This window comes from Frigoribacterium sp. PhB118 (genome assembly GCF_003751725.1).
Taxonomy (GTDB): Bacteria; Actinomycetota; Actinomycetes; order Actinomycetales; family Microbacteriaceae; genus Frigoribacterium.
The window spans coordinates 72,181-91,373 of sequence record NZ_RKID01000002.1 but is presented as its reverse complement, the minus strand read 5'-3'; the positions used below and the strand labels follow the sequence as shown (position 1 = coordinate 91,373).

Here is a 19,193-nt window from a genome sequence, read left to right as displayed (position 1 = left end):
CCGGGCGCTCAGGGGCGCCAGCCGAGGTTGAGTGCCGCCCTGCGCAGGAAGCGCACCGTGGTCGCGTGGGCTCCCGGCTCGGCCCCCCGGACCGTCTCGTCGCGGATGCCTTCGACCACGTCGACGAGCTTGCGGTGCGCGAGGCTCCCGCGCTCGGTGAGGGCGTAGCGATCGTCACCGACCCCGTCGGTCGCGAGGCTCACCCAGCCGCTCTCGACCAGCTCGGCGAGGTGGTCCGAGCTGGACTCGCCCGTGGCCGGGTCGAGGAAGGGCGCGACGGCTCCGTCGAGTGCTGCGCGGGTCGTTGGGCCGCGCTCCAGCAGGTTGAGCAGCTGCCACTGCCGGCGGGTGACCCCGTGTTCGTCGAGGACCTCCTCGAAGCGCCGGTCGATCAGCCCGTCGACGAGCCTCAACCAGAAGCCGATCGGGCGCCCCCGGTCGACGGCCAGGTCGTCGTCGACGCTTCCGAGCTCGTCGGGTGCGTGCGTGTCGTCGGTCGGCGGGGTGACCTCGCCTGCGTCTGCGGAACGTCGTCGGTCCATGGTCGGCACCGTACACCGGTCGGACCTCCGTCTCGAGAGTGATCTTCCGATGGATTCACCTGCCGGAAAGACAACGGCAAGGACGCGGCCGTACATTCGAGGCGTGACCACCTCGAGCGCCGTCGCGCCTGCGCCCCTCCCCACGCGCCTCCGCCGGACCTGGTCGCGCGTGCAGGCGCATCCGCGCGGGCTGCTCTACGGCTTCGTCGCCGTGCACGCCGCCGTGTTCCTGGCGCTGACGCCGCTGATGATCGGCGGCGGGGTCAGCGGCGACCTGCCGCTCTACCGCCTGTGGGCGACGGGGGCCCTGAGCGAGGGCGTCTGGCCGGTCCTCGACTTCTCGTGGGTCTACCCGGCCGGGGCGATCGTCCCGATCGTGTTGCCGAACGTCTTCGGCGAACAGCACTACCAGTTCGTCTGGCTGGCCCTGCTGACCGCCCTCAACGCCGTCGCGCTCTGGCTGCTGACCGACCGCGGTCGTCGCACGGTCGACAACCGGGCAGCCTGGTGGTGGCTGCTCGTGACGCTCGTGCTCAGCCCCGTGGCCTTCCTCCGGCTCGAGGGGTTCAGCGCGCCGCTGGTCGTCGCCGCCCTCATGCTGCTGTCCACGCGTCCGCGGGTGGCCGGGCTGCTGCTCGCCGCGGCGACCTGGATCAAGGTCTGGCCCGCCGCCGTCATCGCGGCGGTCGTCGTCGGGTCGCGTCACCGGGCGGTCGTGCTGCGCGGGGGCGTGCTCGTCACCATGGTCGTCGTGTCGTGCGTGTTGCTCGGCCGCGGGGCCGACGACATCACGAGCTTCGTGACGATGCAGTCGGGACGGGCGATGCAGCTCGAGGCGACCCTCTCGACGCCCTGGCTCTGGATGGCCATGCTGCGCGTCCCCGGCGCCTCGGTCTACCAGAACGTCGCCCTCGCCACGCGCGAGGTCATGGGCCCGGGCGACACCTGGATGATCAACGACAGCACGCAGGTCATGCTCGCCGTCCTCGTGCTGCTGGCCGGCGTGCTGGCCGTGGCGACCTTCGGGCTGCCCCGGTGGGCCGAGCCCGGGAGGCGCGGGTCGGCGGGCTCCGGGCGCACCGCGGCCGTCGTCCCGGCTCGCGATCGCGGCGACGAGTTCGGCACGGTGCTGCTCGGCGCCCTCACCCTCACGCTCGCGTTCGTGGTCTTCAACAAGGTGGGGTCGCCGCAGTACCTGCTCTGGATCGTGCCGATCGTGGCCGTGGGCTACGCCTCGCGTCCCGAGGCGTTCCGGACGCCCGCCGTGTTGACCGCCTGGGCCTCGGGGCTCACGACGCTCGTGTTCCCGATCCTCTACCGGCCGCTGATCGAGCTCAACCCGGTCGCCGTGCTCGTCCTGGGTGCCCGCAACGGCCTTCTCGTGGTGCTGTTCTGCTGGTGCGCGGTGCGCCTCGTGCGACTGGCGGTCGCCACGGTGCGCAGCGACGGGCTCGAGGTGGGCGTCCCGCTCGTGGCGGCCCGCGCCTCCTGACGTGGTGTCGGGGGCGGCTCGTCCCCAGGTCGGCGCCGGGCGGCGTCGTCCCCGGTCGCCCGGTCAATCTGAGCCGTCCACGCCGGGTCGTGCCAGCGTGGAAGGCCTACCTGCCACCACGAGCCAAGGAGCACTCATGAAAGGCAAGATCCTCTTCGTCGCAGGAGCGGCTGTCGGATACGTCCTCGGAGCCCGCGCGGGTCGCGGCGCGTACGTCAAGATCAAGGACCAGGCCGAGAGCCTGTGGGAGAACCCGACCGTCCAGAAGGGCGTCCAGCAGGCCGAGGGCTTCGTGAAGGAGAACGCTCCGGTCGTCGCCAAGAAGGCGCAGGACGTCGCGAACGACGCCGCCCACGCGGTCGGCTCCAAGGCCAAGTCCGTCTCGGGCAAGGGCTCGGGCGCCACCGACAAGGTCGCCGCCAAGGCCACCGAGGCAGCCCACAAGGCCGCCGACAAGGTGGACGAGAAGGCCGACGACGTCAAGAAGCAGACCTCGGGCACCAGCCCCGACGACGACAAGCTGCCGGGGGTGACGGTCGGTGAGTGACCTGAAGGCACCCGAACAGAGCACCAAACGTTCGCTCGGCTCGTTGATCGGCAGCCTGCCCGAGTTGATCTCGCGCCTCATCCGCGGCGAGATCGCGCTGGCCAAGACCGAGCTCGCCACGAAGGCCAAAGAGGCCGGGGTGGGTGTCGGCTTGTTGGTCGGAGCCGCACTGTTCGGCTTCTTCCTGCTCGCCGTGCTCATCACGGCCGGCGTCCTGGGGCTGGCGACGGTCGTCGCCCCCTGGCTCGCGGCGCTCATCGTCGCCGCCGTCCTGCTCGTGATCACGGCCGTCCTGGCCCTGCTCGGCATCAAGGCCCTCAAGAAGGGCGTGCCGCCGACCCCCGAGAAGGCCGTCGCCAGCGTGAAGGCCGACGTCAGCGCGTTGAAGGGGCAGGGCAGCTATGACTCCGAGAAGCACTGACGCGAACGGCCACGGCACGGGCGGTGAGCCCGACCCCCGTGCCGAGCTCGCCGAGGCGCGTGCGGCCGAAGAGCGCGACGACGCCCACGGCAGCACGTCTCCCGACAAGGACGCCGAGAACGCGGCCGGGCCACGCCCCGGCGCGAGCATCCCCGAGATCGAGCTCGACCTCGCCCGTACCCGTGAAGAGTTCGCGGCGACGCTCGACGCCATCGAGGACAAGCTGAGCGTCCCTGCCCACGCCCGTCGGCTGAAGGCGAGCGTCTCACGGCGCCTCGACCGCGACCCGAAGCCCGTCGTGGCGGCCGCGGCGGCCGGCACCATCGGCGTCGTCGCGCTCGTCGCCGGCATCGTCAAGACGATCAGGCGCTGACCCATGGCGCAGAAGAGCACCGAGCGCGAGCAGCAGTCACCCGACGCGGACGACTCGCGCAAGCCGCAAGACCTGTCGGACGTCTCCAAGCCCTCGTGGGGGTACGTGCTGGGCAAGACCCTGCGCGAGTTCACCCGTGACCAGTGCACCGACCTCGCCGCCGCACTCACGTACTACGCGGTGCTGGCGATCTTCCCGGCGCTGCTGGCGATCGTGTCGCTGCTCGGCGTCGTTGGGCAGGCGGACTCGACGGCCAAGACGCTGCTCGACCTGGTCTCACAGTTCGGGTCGGAGGACGTCGCTGCTCTCCTGCGGGGTCCCGTCGAACAGCTGACCGAGTCGTCGGCCGCCGGTGTCGCCCTGATCGTCGGTGTGCTGGGTGCCCTCTGGTCGGCCTCCGGCTACGTGGGCGCCTTCGGGCGGGCCATGAACCGCGTCTACGGCATCGACGAGGGGCGTCCGATCTGGAAGCTCCGCGCGACCATGCTCGGCGTCACGGCGTTCACGGTGGTGCTCATCGTGGTCGCCGCGCTCATCCTGGTGATCAGCGGCCCCGTGGCCGAGACGGTCGGCGACCTCGTCGGACTGGGCAGCACCGCGGTGTTCGTCTGGGACATCGCGAAGCTGCCGATCCTCGCGATCATCGCCGTCGTGATCGTGGCGGTGCTCTACTACTGGGCCCCGAACGTCAAGCAGCCCAAGTTCAAGTGGATGAGCCTCGGGTCGCTCGTGGCCCTGGTCATCTGGTTGGTCGCGTCCGTGGGGTTCGCGTTCTACATCGCGAACTTCTCGAACTACAACAAGACGTACGGCTCGCTCGGGGCGGTCATCGTGTTCCTGCTGTGGGTCTGGATCACGAACAACGCCCTGCTCTTCGGGGCCGAGTTCGACGCCGAGCTCGAACGTGGTCGCGAGTTGCAGGCCGGCCTCCGGGCCGAGCGCGACATCCTGTTGCCACCCCGTGACACGGCCCAGAGCGAGAAGAAGGCCGCGGCCCTCGCCAAGGACGAGCTCGCCGGCATGCGACTGCGCCAGGCCGCCGCCGCGACGATCGAGCGGAACGGCGACGAGGTGCCCGAGCCGGACGGCGAGGGCGGCTCCGAGGCGTCCGAGTCCGACCGGAAGAAGGACGAGCGCGCCGAGGGCGGGCACTCGAAGGGCGACCGTTCGACAGGCGATCGCGACGACTAGGCGACGTCCCTTGACGACGCGACCCGCGCCTCCTCGGCTCTCACGAGCTCGGGAGGCGCGGGTCGCGTCGTTCGTCAGCCGGTGGGCGAGCCCCGCCCGCACCGGCCGTCGGTCAGAACGAGAAGCCGAGCTCGGCGGGGTAGTCGCCCCGCGCGGTGAGGGTGGTGGCGGCGTCGCGCAGGTGCGAGAGCGTCAGGCCCATCGTGGTGGGCCCGAAGCTGACGCGCGAGACGCCGAGCTCGGCCAGGCGGGCGAGCGGCACGGACGACGGGTTCGAGATGACGCTGACCTTGCCGTCGATCCGGTCGAGGGCGGCCTTCACGAGGTCTTCGGTGCCCAGGCCGAGGACGAAGGCGCAGTCGGCGCCGGCGTCGAGGTAGGCGTTGGCGCGGGTGACGGCGTCGTCGAACGAGTCGGGGTCGCCGGCCAGGGCGTCGACCCGGGCGTTGATCACGATCGGCACCCCGGCGCGGTCGCCGGCACGGCGGGCGGCGGCGATCTTCGAGACCTGGGTGTCGATGTCGTAGAGGGGCGCCTTGGCCTGGCCGATGCTGTCCTCGATGTTGAGGCCGGCGGCGCCCTCCTCGATCAGGCGGAAGACGTTGTCGAGCGTGCCGGCGGCGTCCGTCGCGTACGCCTTCTCGAAGTCGACGGAGACGGGCAGGTCGACCGAGCGGATCACGATGCGGGCGGCGGCCAGCATGTCGTCGACGTCGAGGCCCTCGCCGTCCTCGACGCCGTGCGCCTCGCTGATCGAGTGGGAGGCGGTGGCCAGGGCCTTCACGCCCGGTGCGCCCGCGACGATGCGCGCGGTGATGCTGTCCCAGACGTTCGTCACGATCAGCGGGTCGCCGGGGACGTGGAGGGAGCGGAGGAGTTCGGCCTTCTCGGCCGTGCTGGAGATCGACATGCGCCCAGCCAACCAGCCCGGGCTGGCAGGCACCAGCCCGGGCTCGCCTCGCCGAGCTGCTAGTCGCGCCGCAGGACGAGCTCGCTGAGCGGCAGGCGCTCGCGAGGGGCGGTCTCGCGCTCGGCGAGGGCCTCGATCAGCTTGTCGGCCTCGTCGACGACGCCGACGGCCGTGACCGTCACGGGCTTGAGGTTGTCGGTCAGGCCGAACGCGGCGACGATCTCGTCCCACTCGACGCCGGCCATCTGGTGCGTGTGGAAGCCCTCGGCGTGTGCCTGCACCGTGAGGTGGGCGACGGCCTGGCCGAGGTCGTACTCGGCCCACTGGCGCACCTCGCCCTCGACGGTCGAGGTCTCGGCGACGGCGACGACGAGTGCGGACGCATTGCCCGCCCAGGCGGCGTTGAAGCCCATGAGCGCCTTCACGATCGTGTCGAACGTGGCCGTGCCGCGACGGCCGACGACGAAGCGACGCGGCTGCGTGTTCGCGGCCGACGGTGCCCAGCGGGCGGCCTCGAGCAGGGCGTCCAGCTGACGGTCCGAGATCTCGGCGGTCGGGTCGAACGAGCGGGGGCTCCAGCGCTCGTCGAGCAGCGGCACGAGCGGCACGCTCGTCTCGGCGGTGCGGAGGGTGGACGGGGCGGCGGTGGTCTCGGAGATCGACATGACGACGCTTTCTTCTCGGAACGGGACGGGGGAGGCGAGGCGCGTCATCGGGCCCCGACCACGGTAACCCTCGGTGTGGGCCGGTGATTCCCGACCTCAGGAGGCGCGGGTCGCCTCCGCGAGGATCGCCGCCACCCGGCCGGGCACGGTCTCGTCCTGCAGGCTCGTCGTGTCGCCGAGCGGGCGGCCGTCGACGATGTCGGCCAGTAGCCGCCGCATGATCTTGCCCGAGCGCGTCTTGGGCAGGTCGGGCACGACGAACACGGTCGCGGGCTTGGCGATCGGCCCGATCTGGTCGGCCACGTGGGCGCGCAGCACGGGGGACAGCGACCCCGCGAGCGGAGCCCACACCGACGGCTCGGCGACGTCGCCGGCGTCCCGCACCGCGCCTCCTTCCGGCCGTGTCGACGGCACCACGAACGCCGCGATCGCCTGGCCGGTGCGGTCGTCGGCCACGCCGACGACGGCGGCCTCGGCGACGGCCGGGTGCGACACGAGCGACGACTCGATCTCGATGGTCGACAGGCGGTGCCCCGACACGTTGATCACGTCGTCGACCCGGCCGAGCACCCAGATGTCGCCGTCCGCGTCGTACTTCGCGCCGTCGCCCGAGAAGAACCAGCCCTGCCGCCAGTAGGTCGCCCAGTAGCTGTCGCGGTACCGCTCGGGGTCGCCCCAGACCGTGCGGGCGAGGGCCGGTCCGGTCCGCTGCACGACGAGGTAGCCGCCGCTGCCGTTCGGCACGCGCTCGCCGGCGTCGTCGACCACGGCGGTCGAGAGCCCGGGCAGTGCCCGCAGCGACGAGCCGGGCTTGAGGGTGTCGGCACCGGGCAGCGGGGCCATGACGGCGGCCCCCGTCTCGGACTGCCACCACGTGTCGACGATCGGGCACCGGCCCCGGCCGAACTGCTCGTGGAACCAGACCCACGCCTCGGGGTTGATGGCCTCGCCGACCGTGCCGAGCAGGCGCAGCGACGACAGGTCGTAGGTGTCGGGCAGTCCCTCGGGGAACCACGACGACAGGGTCCGCACCAGCGTCGGCGCCGTGTAGTACGTGGTGACGCCGTAGCGCTCGATGATCTCGAGGTGGCGGGCCGGGTGCGGGGTGTCGGGCGTGCCCTCGTAGATCACCTGGGTCAGGCCGTTCGACAGCGGACCGTAGATCTCGTAGGTGTGCGCCGTCACCCAGGCGAGGTCTGCCGTGCACCAGTGCACGTCGTCGGGCTTCGCGTCGAAGACGGCCCAGTGGGTCCAGTTCGCCTGCGTCAGGTAGCCGCCGCTCGTGTGCACGAGTCCCTTGGGCTTGCCGGTGGTGCCGCTCGTGTACATGATGAACAGCGGCGTCTCGGCGCCGAAGTACTCGGGTTCGTCGGTGTCGGGTTGCGCGTCGACGACGTCGTGCCACCAGAGGTCGCGGCCGTCCGTCCACGGCACGTCGGGCGTCTGCTCGCCGGTGCGCCGCACGACGAGGACGTGCTCGATCTCGTTGTCGCCGCTGACGGCGTGGTCGGCGTTCGCCTTGACCGGCACCGCGGACCCTCGTCGGAACTGCCCGTCGGTCGTGACCAGCAGCTTGGCCCGGGTGTCCTCGACGCGGAACTTCAACGCCTCGCCCGAGAAGCCGCCGAAGACCAGCGAGTGGATCGCGCCGAGTCGGGCGATGGCGAGCGTCACGACGATCGTCTCGGCGATGACCGGCAGGTAGACGACCACCCGGTCGCCCTTCTCCACGCCGAGCGATCGCAGGCCGTTGGCGGCCTTCACGACCTCGCGCTGCAGTTGTGAGTAGGTGATGTCACGACGGTCGCCGGGCTCGCCCTCGACGTGCAGGGCGACCTTGTCGCCGAGGCCGGCGTCGACGTGCCGGTCGACGCAGTTGACGGCGACGTTGAGCGTTCCGTCGGCGAACCAGGTCGCCTCGGGCACGGTGAGCGTGCCGTCCGGCCCCTCGGTCACGGGCTTCCAGGTGTGCGCGACCGTCCACGGCGTGTGCCAGTCGAGCCGCTGCGACGCCTCGGCCCAGAATGCGACGGGGTCGGCGGCCGCGCGGGCGTGCTCGGCCAAGGTGACGTTGGCCCCCTCGACGAGCGCAGGAGGCGCGGCGAAGGTCCGTCGCTCGTCGAGCAGGTTCGAGATGGTGTCGCTGGTGGCCATGCGTCCCACGCTACGGGCGGCACGCCGGTGGCGGGCGTCGCGGGGCAACGCTGCGTAACGCGCGGGGACCGTGGCGGCGACGGGCGAGACCGTCGGCTCTTGTCGTTCAGGATGCGACGTGAGATATTGGTATGTCACGTGATTCCGACCCGAGAGAGAAGCATGTCCGACTCGACCCCCCACCGTCCTCCGTCCGCTCCCTCGTCGTCGCGTCGGGGCGGTGCTTCCTCGACGGGCGGCGGGTCGGCAGGATTCCGTCGCGACGTCCAGGGGTTGCGCGCCGTCGCCGTCGTCGCGGTCGTGCTCGAGCACGTCTCGGGCTGGCCGCACGGCGGCTTCGTGGGCGTCGACGTCTTCTTCGTGATCTCGGGCTTCCTGATCACCGGGTTGTTGCTCCGTGAGCACGCTCGGACGGGCCGCATCTCGCTGGCCGACTTCTACCGTCGCCGGGTCCGACGCCTCCTGCCGGCGGCGCTCGTCGTCGTCGCCGCGACCCTGCTCGCCGCGACGGTCCTCCTGCCCGACCGCCGCGTGGTCGGGCTCGGGATCGACGCCCTCCACTCCCTCGCCTTCGTGGCCAACTGGCACTTCGCCGCCGTGGGCACCGACTACTTCACCGCCGACGGACCCGTCTCGGCCTTCCAGCACCTTTGGTCGCTCTCGGTCGAAGAGCAGTTCTACGCGTTCTGGCCGCTCCTCGTGATCGTCGTCCTCGGCTTCGGCCTGCGGCGTCCGGGGCGCCCCGCGGCCGTCTCCCGCGAGGCGGGCACGGGGTCGGGGTCGGGCCGACGGCTCGTGCTCGCGGCCGTGATCACCGCCCTCTGCGCGGCGTCGTTCGTCTGGGCCGTGGTCGACACGGCGGGCGACCCGACGGGCGCCTACTTCTCGACGCTGACCCGGGTCTGGGAACTCGGGCTCGGTGCCCTGGCGGCGCTGGCCGTTCCGCTGACCCGGCGGTTACCGCGGGCGATCGGCACGACGCTCGGCTGGCTCGGTCTCGTCGGCATCCTGGCGAGCGTCGTGGTCGTCGACGGGCAGACCGCGTTCCCGGGCCCGTGGGCAGCGCTTCCCGTGGTCGCGACCCTGGCGGTCGTCGTGGGCGGCGGCGTGCCCGGGGCCGTCGCACCGGCGCCCCTGGCGAACCGGGTCACCGACTACCTGGGTGCGATCAGCTACTCGCTCTACCTCTGGCACTTCCCGATCGTCGTCATGATCCGCGCGGTCGTGCCCGAGGGCGAGCTGCTGGCCTACCCCCTGTCGCTCGGCTTCGCCGTGGTGGGTCATCACCTCGTCGAGAAGCCCTTCATCTCGTCGCCCCTGCTCGCCCCGCGACGGGGCGAGGGCCGTCGTCGGCTGTGGCGTCGCTGGGCCGACGACCAGGCGCCGTCCGCCGGTCGGGCCGCCCTCGGGGGCCTCGGCATGCTGGCCGTCGTGATGGTGGTGGCCGCGGTGGTCTCGGTCCGGCCCGTGGCGGCGCCGCCCGTGCTCCCGCCCGTCGCAGGGGGCACCGGCCTCGGGGCCTCCGTCGAGGCCGGGGCGTCCGACGGCGGTGCCGACGGCGACGGCTCCTCCGGTCCGGTCGGTCCGGCCGAGGGGGCGATGGCCGAGTCGGTCCGGGCCGCGCTGGCGGCGACCTCGTGGCCGACGTTGACCCCCGACCCGGGCGACACCATGCCGTTCGGGGCGAACAACGACTGCGGTCGCGTCGATCTGCCCCTGCCGCGCGCCGAGTGCACCTTCGGCACCGGCGACAAGACGGTCGTCCTCGTGGGCGACTCGACGGCCGCCGCCGAGCTGGATGCCGTGGTCGAGATCGTCGAACCGGACGACAGCGGGTGGCGCCTGGTCGCGCTGCCCCTGTTCGGCTGCCCGTTCGTCGATCTCGCCGTCGCCCAGAATTCCGACCCCGAGAGCTGTACCACCCACCAGGCCGACGCCGTCCGGACGATCGTCGAGACGGCACCCGACCTGCTCGTCGTCACGAACTCCTTCGTCCCGTTCGAACACGCCGACACCGGCGCACCCGTCACGCCGCGCGAGTACGCCGAGGCACTGCAGCGCCAGCTCGAGTCGGTGGGCGGCGCGGCGACGCGCACCGTGTTCGTCACGCCCCCGCCGGCACACCGGTCGCTCGACGACTGCTACCGCCCGGGCGGCTCGCCCGTCGACTGCATCTCGTCCGTGTCGGCGGATCACGCCGCCAACCTCGTCGAGACGCAGAAGACGATGAGCGCCCTGGGCGGTTCCCTCGTCGACACGTCGCGGTTCCTCTGCGTCGACGGGCTCTGCCCCGCCTTCGTCGACGACGTGCCCGTCAAGCGGGACTTCACCCACTACACGGGGGCGTTCGACGCCAAGCTCGCCCCCGTGCTGCGCGAACTCGTCTTCGAAGCCGAGGCCGAGGCCGAGGCCGAGGGCGAGGGCGACCCGGCCGCCTGACGCCCGGACGAGCACGGGCCGCCGGTCCGCCGGTCCGCCGGTCCGCCGGTCCGCCGGTCCGCCGGGCCGCTGGTCCGCCGGGCCGCCGGGCCGCCGGGTCGACGCGCGGCCGGGTCGGCGAGTCCCTCGAACGGGAGGCGGGATCGTGACCCCGTCGTGACCGGTCGCCGCCTATCGTTGCCAGGTGACCCACAGCCCTCGACGCCGTCCCGCTCGTCGATCGACCCGTGCCGTGGGTGGGGCAGCGCTCGCCGCGGTCCTCGTGTTCGCACCGGTCACGGCCGTCGCCGCGGACGCCCCGGCGACCGCCGCCTCGTCACCGGCCCCGACCGCCTCCGCGTCACCGGCCCCGACCGTCTCTTCGTCACCGGCCCTCGCGGCCGACGTGCCCGAGCTCTCCGCGCCCGCCTCGAGCGCGACGCCTGCCGCAGCCCCCGCCGCGGCTGCCGTCGATGCCATGAACTACGTCGTCAACGCGGTGCCGGGCGCCGTCACGACCGAGGCGGCCTCGGCCGCGGTGGTCGCCGCGGGCGGTACCGTCCTCGCCCGGTGGGACGAGATCGGGGTGGTGACCGCACGGTCGACCGCCGCCGGTTTCGTCGACCGGGTCCGCGCCTCCTCGTCCGTCGAGTCGGCCGGTCCGACCCGGACGGCCGCCGTCCGTGCGACGCCCGACGCCGACACGGGTGGCGACGCCGGGTCCGCTGCCGTCCCGTCGACGGGAGTGCAGGCGACCGGTCTGGCCGAGCGGGTCGCCGACGTCGCCGATCCCGGCGAGGAGCGTCGGTGGAACGACCAGGCCGTCCACGCCGCCGAGGCGCGCGCGGTGCAGCCCGGGAGCCCCGACGTGCTGGTCGGAGTGCTCGACAGCGGCATCGACGCGACGCACCCCGACCTCGTCTCGCAGGTCGACCCGGCCGCCTCCGTGGGCTGCAGCGTGGACGGCGTCGCCGACACCGACCCCGCCGCCTGGGCGCCGTCGTCCGACGCCGCGACGAGCACCCGCGAGCACGGCACGCACGTGGCGGGCATCATCGCCGCGGCCGACGACGGCAGGGGTGTCGTCGGGGTCGCCCCGGGCGTGCGGCTGGCCAGCGTCAAGGTCGTCGACGCGGACGGCTTCATCTACCCCGAGTACGCGATCTGCGGTTACATGTGGGCGGCGCAGCAGCAGATGGACGTGACGAACGCGAGCTTCTTCGTCGACCCGTGGGCCGCCTGGTGCTCGGCCGACCCCGACCAGGCCCCGGCCCTCGACGCGGTCGCGCGGGCGGTCGCCTGGTCCCAGCACGAGGGCGTCCTCGACGTGGCGGCCGCCGGCAACGCCACGGTCGGTGCCGTCGCCGTCGACCTCGCCCACAAGACCGCCGACTCGCTCAGCCCGAACGACTCGACCCCGCAGCCGGGGCGCGACGTCTCGCAGGGGTGCTCGCAGCTGCCCGCCGAGGTCAACGGCGTCGTCACCGTCTCGTCGGCCCAGCAGGGCGGCAGCTCGATCGAGAAGTCCCGGTTCTCGAACTACGGTGCGGGCGTCGTGGACCTGACGGCCCCCGGGGCCGCCGTGCTCAGCACGGTCCCCGGTGGCGGGTTCGCCGCCCTCAGCGGGACCTCGATGGCGGCTCCGCACGTCGCCGGGGTCGCGGCCCTGCTGGCGAGCGTGCACCCGGGCGCGACCCCGGCCGAACTGCGGGACCTGCTCGCCCGGCAGGCCGGCGGCGAGACTCCCTCCGAGTACTTCGGGGCCGGCATGGTCGACGCCTTCGCGGCCGTGACCGAAGACCGGGGACGCGGGGCGGTCGCCGTCGCCCCCGACGGCGTGCTGCAGGCGGGCGCGGCGGCCACCCTGCGGGGCGCCGGCTTCGTGCCCGGTGAGACGGTCCGGGCCGAGGGCGACGCGTTCGACGACTCGACGTCGACCGTCGCCGATCAGCGTGGCCGGGTCCAGCTGCCCGTCCGGCTCTCGCCCGGCACCCCGACGGGTCCCCTGTCGTTCTCCGTGGTCGGGTCGTCGGGCTCGAGCGCGGTCGTCGACGTCGAGATGCAGGAGGCGCTGGCCGGCCCGGTCGTCACCTCACCGGCCGACGGCGACCGTCTGCCCTCGGGGCAGGCCGTGGTCGTCGAGGGCACCTCGGTCGACTCCGCCCGCGTCACCGTCACCGTCGAGCCCGCCGGGAGCCCGCTCGCCGGGGACCTGCCCGCCGGGGACCTGCCCGCGACGGCCCGGGCCTCCGCGGCAGCTCCCGACGCTGCCGAGTCCTCGACGGTCCGTGCCGAGCAGGACGGCACGTTCCGCGCGACGTTCGCCGGCCTCGCCGCCGGTGACTGGCGGGTCTCGGCCGTCACCTGGACCGTGGACGACGTCGTCTCGGCGACCGGTCCCGCCGTCCTCTTCGCCGTCGACCCGGTCCCGGCTCCCGTGCCGGGTGACGAGGCCGGCGTCCCGGCCGAGCCCGGGGCCGCACCGGCCGGTCCGGGGTCGGCGTCGCCCACGCCGGGCTCCTCGCCGGGCGAGGGCGTCGTCCCCACCGGTGCCCCGGGGCGCCCGCTCGCCGCCGACCCGGCCCGCGCCTCCTCGGCCGCTCTCGCGTGGACCGGTTCGGAGCCGGGTCCCGTGGCCCTCGCCGCCCTGTTGATCGTCGCGGTCGGCGTGGTCGGCGTCGGCGTCGGGCGGCGTCGTCCCGGCGACGAGCCCCGGTAGGGGCCGCCCGCCCGCTCGTCAGTCCAGCACGGGTCGTCGCACGAGGGAGGTCGGTCGACGGCTCGTCAGGGCACTGCCGGCGGCGACGACGAGGGGAAGCCCGACGGCCACGACGGCGAGCACCCACCACGGTGGGGCGAACGGCAGGTCCGAGGCCCAGACCATGGCCCCCGTCGGCACCAGCCCCAGGATCGTGCCCAGCACGGCACCCGTGCCCACGACCACCACGCCCTGCCAGAACGACATGGCGCGTCGCTGGGCGTCCGTGCCTCCGACGGCCTGCATGGTCACCTGGTCGCTCAGCCCCTCGGCGCGGGCCAGCCCCAGGGCGACCGCGGCCGCCGCGGCGCAGACGAGGGTCGTGGCGAGGAGTGCCAGGACGAGGGCCAGGTCGAGGCCCCGATCGACGGGACTCGTCTCGACCGTCGCCCGGCCGTCGGTGGCGGTGGTGACCGCGGCCCGGAGGCCGGCGGCCTCGTCCTCGGTCGGTTGCCGGTCGGTGACCATCACGACGGCACGCTGGGTCAGCTCGAAGCCCAGCCGCTCGGCGGTGCCGGGGCTCATCAGGACGGCCCCGGTGCTGAGCGTCGTCGGACGCTGGACGACGGCCGGGAGCGACACGGACGTCGAGGGGGTGGCCGAGGCGTCGAAGCCGTCCGCGACCTCGGCCGGGGTGGCGAGACCGATGGTGGCCTCGCCGTCGACGACGAGCGACGGGTCGAAGGCGATGACGCCGCCCGACTCGAACGCGGCGCGGGCGGCCGTGGACGGAGCGGCCCCCAGGGTCACGCCGAGGCCGTCCTCGTCGGTCACGATGATGTTGTCCTGTGACGTGAACGACCCGAGCGGGTAGTCGCAGGCAGGGTCGGCATCGGTGATCCGCTGCGCCTCACGGGACGACAGGCCCTCGAGGCGCCCCGTCGACGAGTCGCAACGGTCGGGGACGGTCAGCACGGCCCACGGCGTGACCGCGTCGACGGCGACCGGGGCGCCGTTCGAGTCGTAACCGCTGGGGACCGGGGTCTGCCACACGGCACGGTCGCCCACCGGGAGGTCGCGCGCGACGGCGGCGACGGCCGCGGAGTCGAGCGAGGCCGCCTCGGGGGAGCCGCCCGGCACGCGGAGGTCGGACGCCTGGTCGTACGAGATCGCCACGGTGCCCGCCGGGTAGGGGCGGTAGAAGGAGTCCTCGGACTGTCGTGCGGCCGCGGTCGACATCGAGACGCCGAACACCGCGACGAACGCCGCCGTGGTGACGGCCGCGACGGCGGGAGCGGTGCGGGCGACCCCGTGGGAGGCGTCGCGCAGGGCGAGCCGCAACGGCACGGGTGCGAGCGTGGACGCGCGCCCGAGCCGACGGACGAGCGCCGGCACGAGCAGCAGGACGCCGACGAGGGCGGCCACGGCGGAGACCGCGAGGCCGACGAACGCCGCCCACCACCAGCGTGAGCCGACCGGGACCGAGGTGGCGTACGAGACCCATCCCGCCCCGAAGCAGGCGAGGACGCCGCCGACGACGAGGACGCCGGCGAGCACCGCGGATCGTCGGCCGCGGCCGCGGTCCGACGCGGCGTCCACCGCCCCCGAGGCCGTCCCGCCGCGCAGCGAGTCCATCACGTCGACCCGGGCGGCACGGCGCGCGGGCACCACGGCCGCGATCCACGACACGGCGACGGCGAAGAGTCCGATGCCCGCGACCACGACGCCGGGGACGTGGACGCCCCAGAAGGCGAACGGGCCCACGTCGACGCCGGCTCGACGGGCGAGGGCCACGACGCCGATGCCGAGGTCGACTCCCACGGCGAGACCGGTGACCGCGGCGACGACGCCGACCCACACCCCCTGCCGCGTCACGATCCGGGTCAGCGTGCGCTGGTCGGCCCCGACCGCGGCCAGCACGGCCAGCGTGCGGCGTTGCCGACGGGCCCCGACCCCGAAGGCCGCCCCCGCGAGCAGGGCGACCTCGGCGCCGGCGAACACGGCGAAGACCACGCCGAGGGCGGCGTAGGTGCCCGTGCTGCCGTAACCCGCCTCGCTCTCGAGCCCGGGGGTGCCCTCGGGCGGGGGGTCGGCGACGACCGCCGCCGACCAGACGACGAATCCCGCGCGTCCCAACTCGCGCACCTCGCCCCAGTCGACGGCGTCCCCCACGAGGTACTGCTCGGACGACGTCGACGACGCCGAGGCCGTCGACGACGGATCGGGCAGGCCCGCCGCCAGGTCGTCGCGGGCGAACACCTGCCGGTCGTCCGTGCCGCCGCCGACCTCGGACATGATGCCGACGACCGTGACCTCGAGGTCGCGCGGGCCGTCGGCGCCGGGGACGCGGTGCACGGTCGTGGTCGATCCCGTCTCGAGCCCGTCGTCGCGGGCGAGGGCGGGCGTGACGAGCACTTCGTCGCCCCGCTCGGCGGCCCGCCCCTGCTCGAGCACGTAGCGGCCCTCGAAGGCCGGGTCGGTCACCGGTCCGATCACGACGCCGGCAGGGGACGTGCCGACCCGGGTCCAGAGGGTGCGCAGGGTGAGCGTCCGCTCGACCCCGGGCACGACGTCGGCTGGCTCGCGGTAGGTCACCTCGTCGCCCGACCACTGGTTCAGCCCCCGGACGGACTGCCGTGTCTCGTAGCCGGTCCAGTGCACCCGGGCGGCCGTCTGGCCCAGCGTCGAGGTGATCTCCTGCCGGGTCGTGGGCATCGCGCTCGCGACGAGCACCGCCGCCCCCGAGGCGCCGGCCACGGGCAGCGCGATCAGCAGCACGACCATCACGTACTCGCGCAGGCGCCTGAGCACCTGTCGACGCGCGACGAGGCCGCCGGCCGTCACCGCGCCTCCGGGGTCAGCAGCGACTCGGGCCCCCGCGGCGCGGACTCGTCGACGAGGCGCCCGTCGCGGAGGAACACGATCCGGTCGGCCCAGGCGGCGTGACGGGCGTCGTGCGTGACGAGCAGGCCCGCGGCACCCGCGTCGACCCGTTCGCGCAACAGGCCCATGACCTCGTCGCCCGTGCTGCTGTCGAGCGCGCCGGTCGGCTCGTCGGCGAGCACCAGGCGACGGCTGCCGACGAGGGCGCGGGCGATCGCGACGCGCTGCTGTTCGCCACCCGAGAGCTCGGCGGGGAAGGCGCGCCCTCGACCGGACAGGCCCAGGGTGGCCAGTGCGTCGTCGGCGGCACGCCGGGCGGCACGGGTGCCGATGCCGTCGAGTTCGAGCGGCAGGGCGACGTTCTCGGCCGCGGTCAACGTCGAGACGAGGTTGAACTGCTGGAACACGAAGCCGACCGACCGTCGTCGCACCCGCGCGACCTCGGCCGCGCTCAGGTCGGCGAGCCAGGTGCCGTCGACCTGCACGTGCCCGGCGGTCGGCGTCGTCAGGCCGCCCGCGATCGCCAGCAGGGTCGACTTGCCCGAGCCGGACGCGCCCATGACGGCGACCAGCTCGCCCTCGAGGACGGTCAGGCTCACGCCGTCGAGGGCGGTGCGGGCGAGGTCGCCGGTTCCGTGTTCGTGCCCCACCGCGAGCAGGGTCAGCACCTCGGCGCGCTCGGTCACGACCGACCTCGTGCGGCCCGCGCCGGCCCCGGCGTCCGGGCAGGGGACCCGGGCCCGCTCGTCGTCACGGCCACGGCCTCGACCGCCCACTGCCGTTCGGCGAGCGACGCCCGGCGCAGGCTCGACTCGACGTGGTCGAGCCAGCGCACCTCGGCCTCGGCCGCGAAGATCATCGAGTCGACGACGAGGCGCCAGGCGAACTCGCCCGGCGCCTCCGGGTCGCCCCCGGCGTGCTTGGTGCGGGTGAGTCGCTGCAGCTTCGTCAAGGAGGCGCGGCGCTGCGTCTGCACGAGCGTCGCCACGTCCACCCCCGGCAGGGTCGCGGCGAGGGCGAACTTGAGCGGCAGCTCGTCCCGGGTGGCGTCGGGGGTGTCGACGGCCGTTCCGAGCCAGTGGGCGACCTCGGCCCGTCCGGCGGCCGTGATGCGCCAGAGTCGCTGGTGTTCTCCGGCGGCCTGCCCGGAGCCCGCCGCCGAGGCCTCGGCGGCGGGCGACCCGTCGGACCCGGGCGACCCGTCGGCCTCGGGCGACGTGTCGCGGGGCGAGGGCTCGTCACGCTCGACGAGGCCGTCGCGGTCGAGCCGGTCGAGGGTGGAGTACACCTGGCCGACGTTGAGCGGCCAGGTGGACCCGGTGCGTCGGTCGAACTCGCTGCGCAACTGGTAGCCGTACCCCGGGCCCTGGTCGAGGATCGCCAGCAGGCCCAGTCGCACGGTCACGGGGCCGCCTCGCCGTCCGGTCGTGCCGTCACGTCGCCTCCTGTGGTCGAGTCGCGGCGTCGCCTCGTGGCGCCCCGTGCATACCGAGTATGCCCCGCATCGTCGACTCCGACAAACGGCACCCGCGACGTCCGTCGACGTCGCCTCGACGGCGCCCGCGTCGACGTCCGCGCCGGCGGCACCCGACGGCCGTCCTGCACCGGCCGGGGGCAGGAGGCGCGGGTCGGCCCCGGGCACCGACCGACCTAGGATGGTCCGCGACCCGCCGCCGCCCTCCTGGAGGACCTCTCGTGACCAAGGCCCCGACCGTCTACGACGTGGCCGCCCACGCCGACGTGTCGATCGCGACGGTGTCGAGGGTGCTGCGCCGTCCCGACGACGTGCGCCCCGAGACCCGCAGCCGGGTGCTCGAGTCGGTGCGTGCCCTCGGCTACGTGCCGAGCGGCGCGGCCCGCGGCCTCGCCGGCCGACGCACGGGCGTGCTCGGCCTCTTCCTGCCGGGCCACGACGGCATCGACGGCCCCGAACCCGACTGGGCCCGGGTGTCGGACGCCTCACGCATCCCGCTGATCGACGACCGTGAGCGGGCGGACCCGCCGACCGTCGTCGACCCGGGCCGCGGTGCGACGACCCTCACCGCGCCTCCCGAGGTCGACCCCGGGTCGAACCCGGCGAACCTGTACTTCGACGAGGTGCTGCGCGGCGCCGAGGTCGAGGCCTGGCGACGGGGCTTCGCCCTCATGGTCGCCGCCGGGCGGGGGTCGAGCCGCGAGGTGATGGTCAACGACATCGCGGGCCGGGTCGACGGGCTCGCGGTGCTGGCCCAGACGGTGCCGGGCGATCTGCTGGCGCACGTGTCGCGACGCATCCCGGTCGTCGTGCTGGCCGACTCGCGCCCGGGCGACGACCTCGACCACGTGGGCGTCGACAACGTCGCCGGCATGCACGCCCTGACCGACTTCGTGCTGGGGTCGCGGGGGGTGCGCGACGTCGCCTACGTCGCCGGACCGTCCGACTCGCCCGACGAGCTCGACCGTCACGCCGGTTTCGACCGGGCCCTCAAGGCGCACCGCGCGGCCGGCGCGCGCGTCACGGTCCGGGTCGAGCCGGGCGAGTTCTCCCGTGCCGGCGGTCGTCGCGCGGCGGCGGCCCTGCTCGAGGCCGGCGACCTGCCCGGAGCCGTCCTCTGCGCGAACGACCAGTCGGCCCTCGGCGTCCTCGACGTCTTCGGCGAGCAGGGCGTCGACGTGCCCGGTCGCGTGCTCGTGACGGGGTTCGACGGCATCGACGCCGGCCGGTTCTCCCGGCCCCGGCTCACCACGGTGCGTCAGCCGATGGGCGAGCTCGGCCGCATCGCCGTCCGCACGGTCGTCCGGCGACTGACCGACCCGGGAGCACCGGCGCAGCGGGTCACCCTGCCGGTCGAGGTGCTGCTCCGCGAGAGCTGCCCCGCGCTCTGAGCGTGGCCCGCCCGCGAACCCGCCGGCGCCTCCG

General features: G+C 74.0%; 15 protein-coding genes. 8 read left to right on the top strand and 7 right to left on the bottom strand.

Going from position 1 to position 19,193, the window contains the following annotated elements; all coding sequences use genetic code 11:
- Nucleotides 1-8: 8 nt before the first annotated feature.
- Entirely contained in the window at nucleotides 9-542 is a 534-nt protein-coding gene (locus EDF21_RS07380; protein WP_123570910.1) for a MarR family winged helix-turn-helix transcriptional regulator, read from the bottom strand.
- A 103-nt stretch (nucleotides 543-645) separates the two neighbouring features.
- Here EDF21_RS07380 and EDF21_RS07375 point away from each other — a divergent pair, with 103 nt between their 5' ends.
- From EDF21_RS07375 to EDF21_RS07355, 5 genes are all read left to right on the top strand, one after another.
- A complete protein-coding gene (locus EDF21_RS07375) occupies nucleotides 646-2,034 on the top strand; it encodes a glycosyltransferase 87 family protein (RefSeq protein WP_158612877.1) in 1,389 nt (462 codons plus the stop codon).
- Between the two features lie 136 nt (nucleotides 2,035-2,170).
- Entirely contained in the window at nucleotides 2,171-2,581 is a 411-nt protein-coding gene (locus EDF21_RS07370) for a YtxH domain-containing protein (RefSeq protein WP_123570908.1), read from the top strand.
- Nucleotides 2,574-3,002 (top strand): phage holin family protein, encoded by a 429-nt coding sequence (locus EDF21_RS07365; protein WP_056049738.1) that lies wholly within the window; start codon nucleotides 2,574-2,576, stop codon nucleotides 3,000-3,002. The genes EDF21_RS07370 and EDF21_RS07365 overlap by 8 nt, the downstream gene beginning before the upstream one ends.
- Entirely contained in the window at nucleotides 2,983-3,375 is a 393-nt protein-coding gene (locus EDF21_RS07360; RefSeq protein ID WP_123570907.1) for a DUF3618 domain-containing protein, read from the top strand. The genes EDF21_RS07365 and EDF21_RS07360 overlap by 20 nt, the downstream gene beginning before the upstream one ends.
- 3 nt (nucleotides 3,376-3,378) lie before the next feature.
- Entirely contained in the window at nucleotides 3,379-4,566 is a 1,188-nt protein-coding gene (locus tag EDF21_RS07355) for a YihY/virulence factor BrkB family protein (protein WP_123570906.1), read from the top strand.
- A 112-nt stretch (nucleotides 4,567-4,678) separates the two neighbouring features.
- Here EDF21_RS07355 and EDF21_RS07350 read toward each other — a convergent pair whose 3' ends face one another.
- The 3 genes from EDF21_RS07350 to acs form a co-directional block, all read right to left on the bottom strand.
- A complete protein-coding gene (locus tag EDF21_RS07350) occupies nucleotides 4,679-5,476 on the bottom strand; it encodes an isocitrate lyase/phosphoenolpyruvate mutase family protein (protein ID WP_056049731.1) in 798 nt (265 codons plus the stop codon).
- A 59-nt stretch (nucleotides 5,477-5,535) separates the two neighbouring features.
- Nucleotides 5,536-6,141, bottom strand: a complete 606-nt coding sequence (locus tag EDF21_RS07345; protein WP_123571164.1) for a nitroreductase family protein — start codon at nucleotides 6,139-6,141, stop codon at nucleotides 5,536-5,538.
- 96 nt (nucleotides 6,142-6,237) lie between these two features.
- A complete protein-coding gene (acs, locus tag EDF21_RS07340; RefSeq protein ID WP_123570905.1) occupies nucleotides 6,238-8,295 on the bottom strand; it encodes an acetate--CoA ligase in 2,058 nt (685 codons plus the stop codon).
- A 162-nt stretch (nucleotides 8,296-8,457) separates the two neighbouring features.
- Between acs and EDF21_RS07335 the strand changes: the two genes are divergently transcribed.
- Both EDF21_RS07335 and EDF21_RS07330 read left to right on the top strand, forming a co-directional pair.
- Nucleotides 8,458-10,734 (top strand): acyltransferase family protein, encoded by a 2,277-nt coding sequence (locus EDF21_RS07335; RefSeq protein ID WP_158612876.1) that lies wholly within the window; start codon nucleotides 8,458-8,460, stop codon nucleotides 10,732-10,734.
- A gap of 184 nt (nucleotides 10,735-10,918) precedes the next feature.
- Nucleotides 10,919-13,432, top strand: a complete 2,514-nt coding sequence (locus tag EDF21_RS07330; RefSeq protein WP_148053655.1) for a S8 family serine peptidase — start codon at nucleotides 10,919-10,921, stop codon at nucleotides 13,430-13,432.
- An 18-nt stretch (nucleotides 13,433-13,450) separates the two neighbouring features.
- Here the strand turns inward: EDF21_RS07330 and EDF21_RS07325 are convergent, their stop codons facing one another.
- Genes EDF21_RS07325 through EDF21_RS07315 form a run of 3 tightly spaced genes read right to left on the bottom strand, consistent with a single transcriptional unit; the run spans nucleotide 13,451 to nucleotide 17,699 of the window.
- Nucleotides 13,451-16,255: an FtsX-like permease family protein gene (locus EDF21_RS07325; RefSeq protein WP_123570902.1), complete on the bottom strand. Its 2,805-nt coding sequence runs from the start codon at nucleotides 16,253-16,255 to the stop codon at nucleotides 13,451-13,453.
- Entirely contained in the window at nucleotides 16,252-16,980 is a 729-nt protein-coding gene (locus tag EDF21_RS07320; RefSeq protein WP_123571163.1) for an ABC transporter ATP-binding protein, read from the bottom strand. The genes EDF21_RS07325 and EDF21_RS07320 overlap by 4 nt, the downstream gene beginning before the upstream one ends.
- Entirely contained in the window at nucleotides 16,977-17,699 is a 723-nt protein-coding gene (locus EDF21_RS07315; RefSeq protein ID WP_123570901.1) for a PadR family transcriptional regulator, read from the bottom strand. The genes EDF21_RS07320 and EDF21_RS07315 overlap by 4 nt, the downstream gene beginning before the upstream one ends.
- 290 nt (nucleotides 17,700-17,989) lie before the next feature.
- On the opposite strand from EDF21_RS07315, the gene EDF21_RS07310 reads away from it, so the two are divergent.
- Nucleotides 17,990-19,159, top strand: a complete 1,170-nt coding sequence (locus EDF21_RS07310; RefSeq protein WP_233568414.1) for a LacI family DNA-binding transcriptional regulator — start codon at nucleotides 17,990-17,992, stop codon at nucleotides 19,157-19,159.
- Nucleotides 19,160-19,193: the final 34 nt, after the last annotated feature.

What these genes read in the sequence shown, in the direction of transcription:
- EDF21_RS07355 (WP_123570906.1), top strand. Translation starts at nt 3,379, where the DNA reads ATGGCGCAGAAGAGCACCGAGCGCGAGCAGCAGTCACCCGACGCGGAC.
- EDF21_RS07370 (WP_123570908.1), top strand. Translation starts at nt 2,171, where the DNA reads ATGAAAGGCAAGATCCTCTTCGTCGCAGGAGCGGCTGTCGGATACGTC.
- EDF21_RS07380 (WP_123570910.1), bottom strand. Translation starts at nt 542, where the DNA reads ATGGACCGACGACGTTCCGCAGACGCAGGCGAGGTCACCCCGCCGACC.
- EDF21_RS07360 (WP_123570907.1), top strand. Translation starts at nt 2,983, where the DNA reads ATGACTCCGAGAAGCACTGACGCGAACGGCCACGGCACGGGCGGTGAG.
- acs (WP_123570905.1), bottom strand. Translation starts at nt 8,295, where the DNA reads ATGGCCACCAGCGACACCATCTCGAACCTGCTCGACGAGCGACGGACC.
- EDF21_RS07345 (WP_123571164.1), bottom strand. Translation starts at nt 6,141, where the DNA reads ATGTCGATCTCCGAGACCACCGCCGCCCCGTCCACCCTCCGCACCGCC.
- EDF21_RS07350 (WP_056049731.1), bottom strand. Translation starts at nt 5,476, where the DNA reads ATGTCGATCTCCAGCACGGCCGAGAAGGCCGAACTCCTCCGCTCCCTC.
- EDF21_RS07335 (WP_158612876.1), top strand. Translation starts at nt 8,458, where the DNA reads ATGTCCGACTCGACCCCCCACCGTCCTCCGTCCGCTCCCTCGTCGTCG.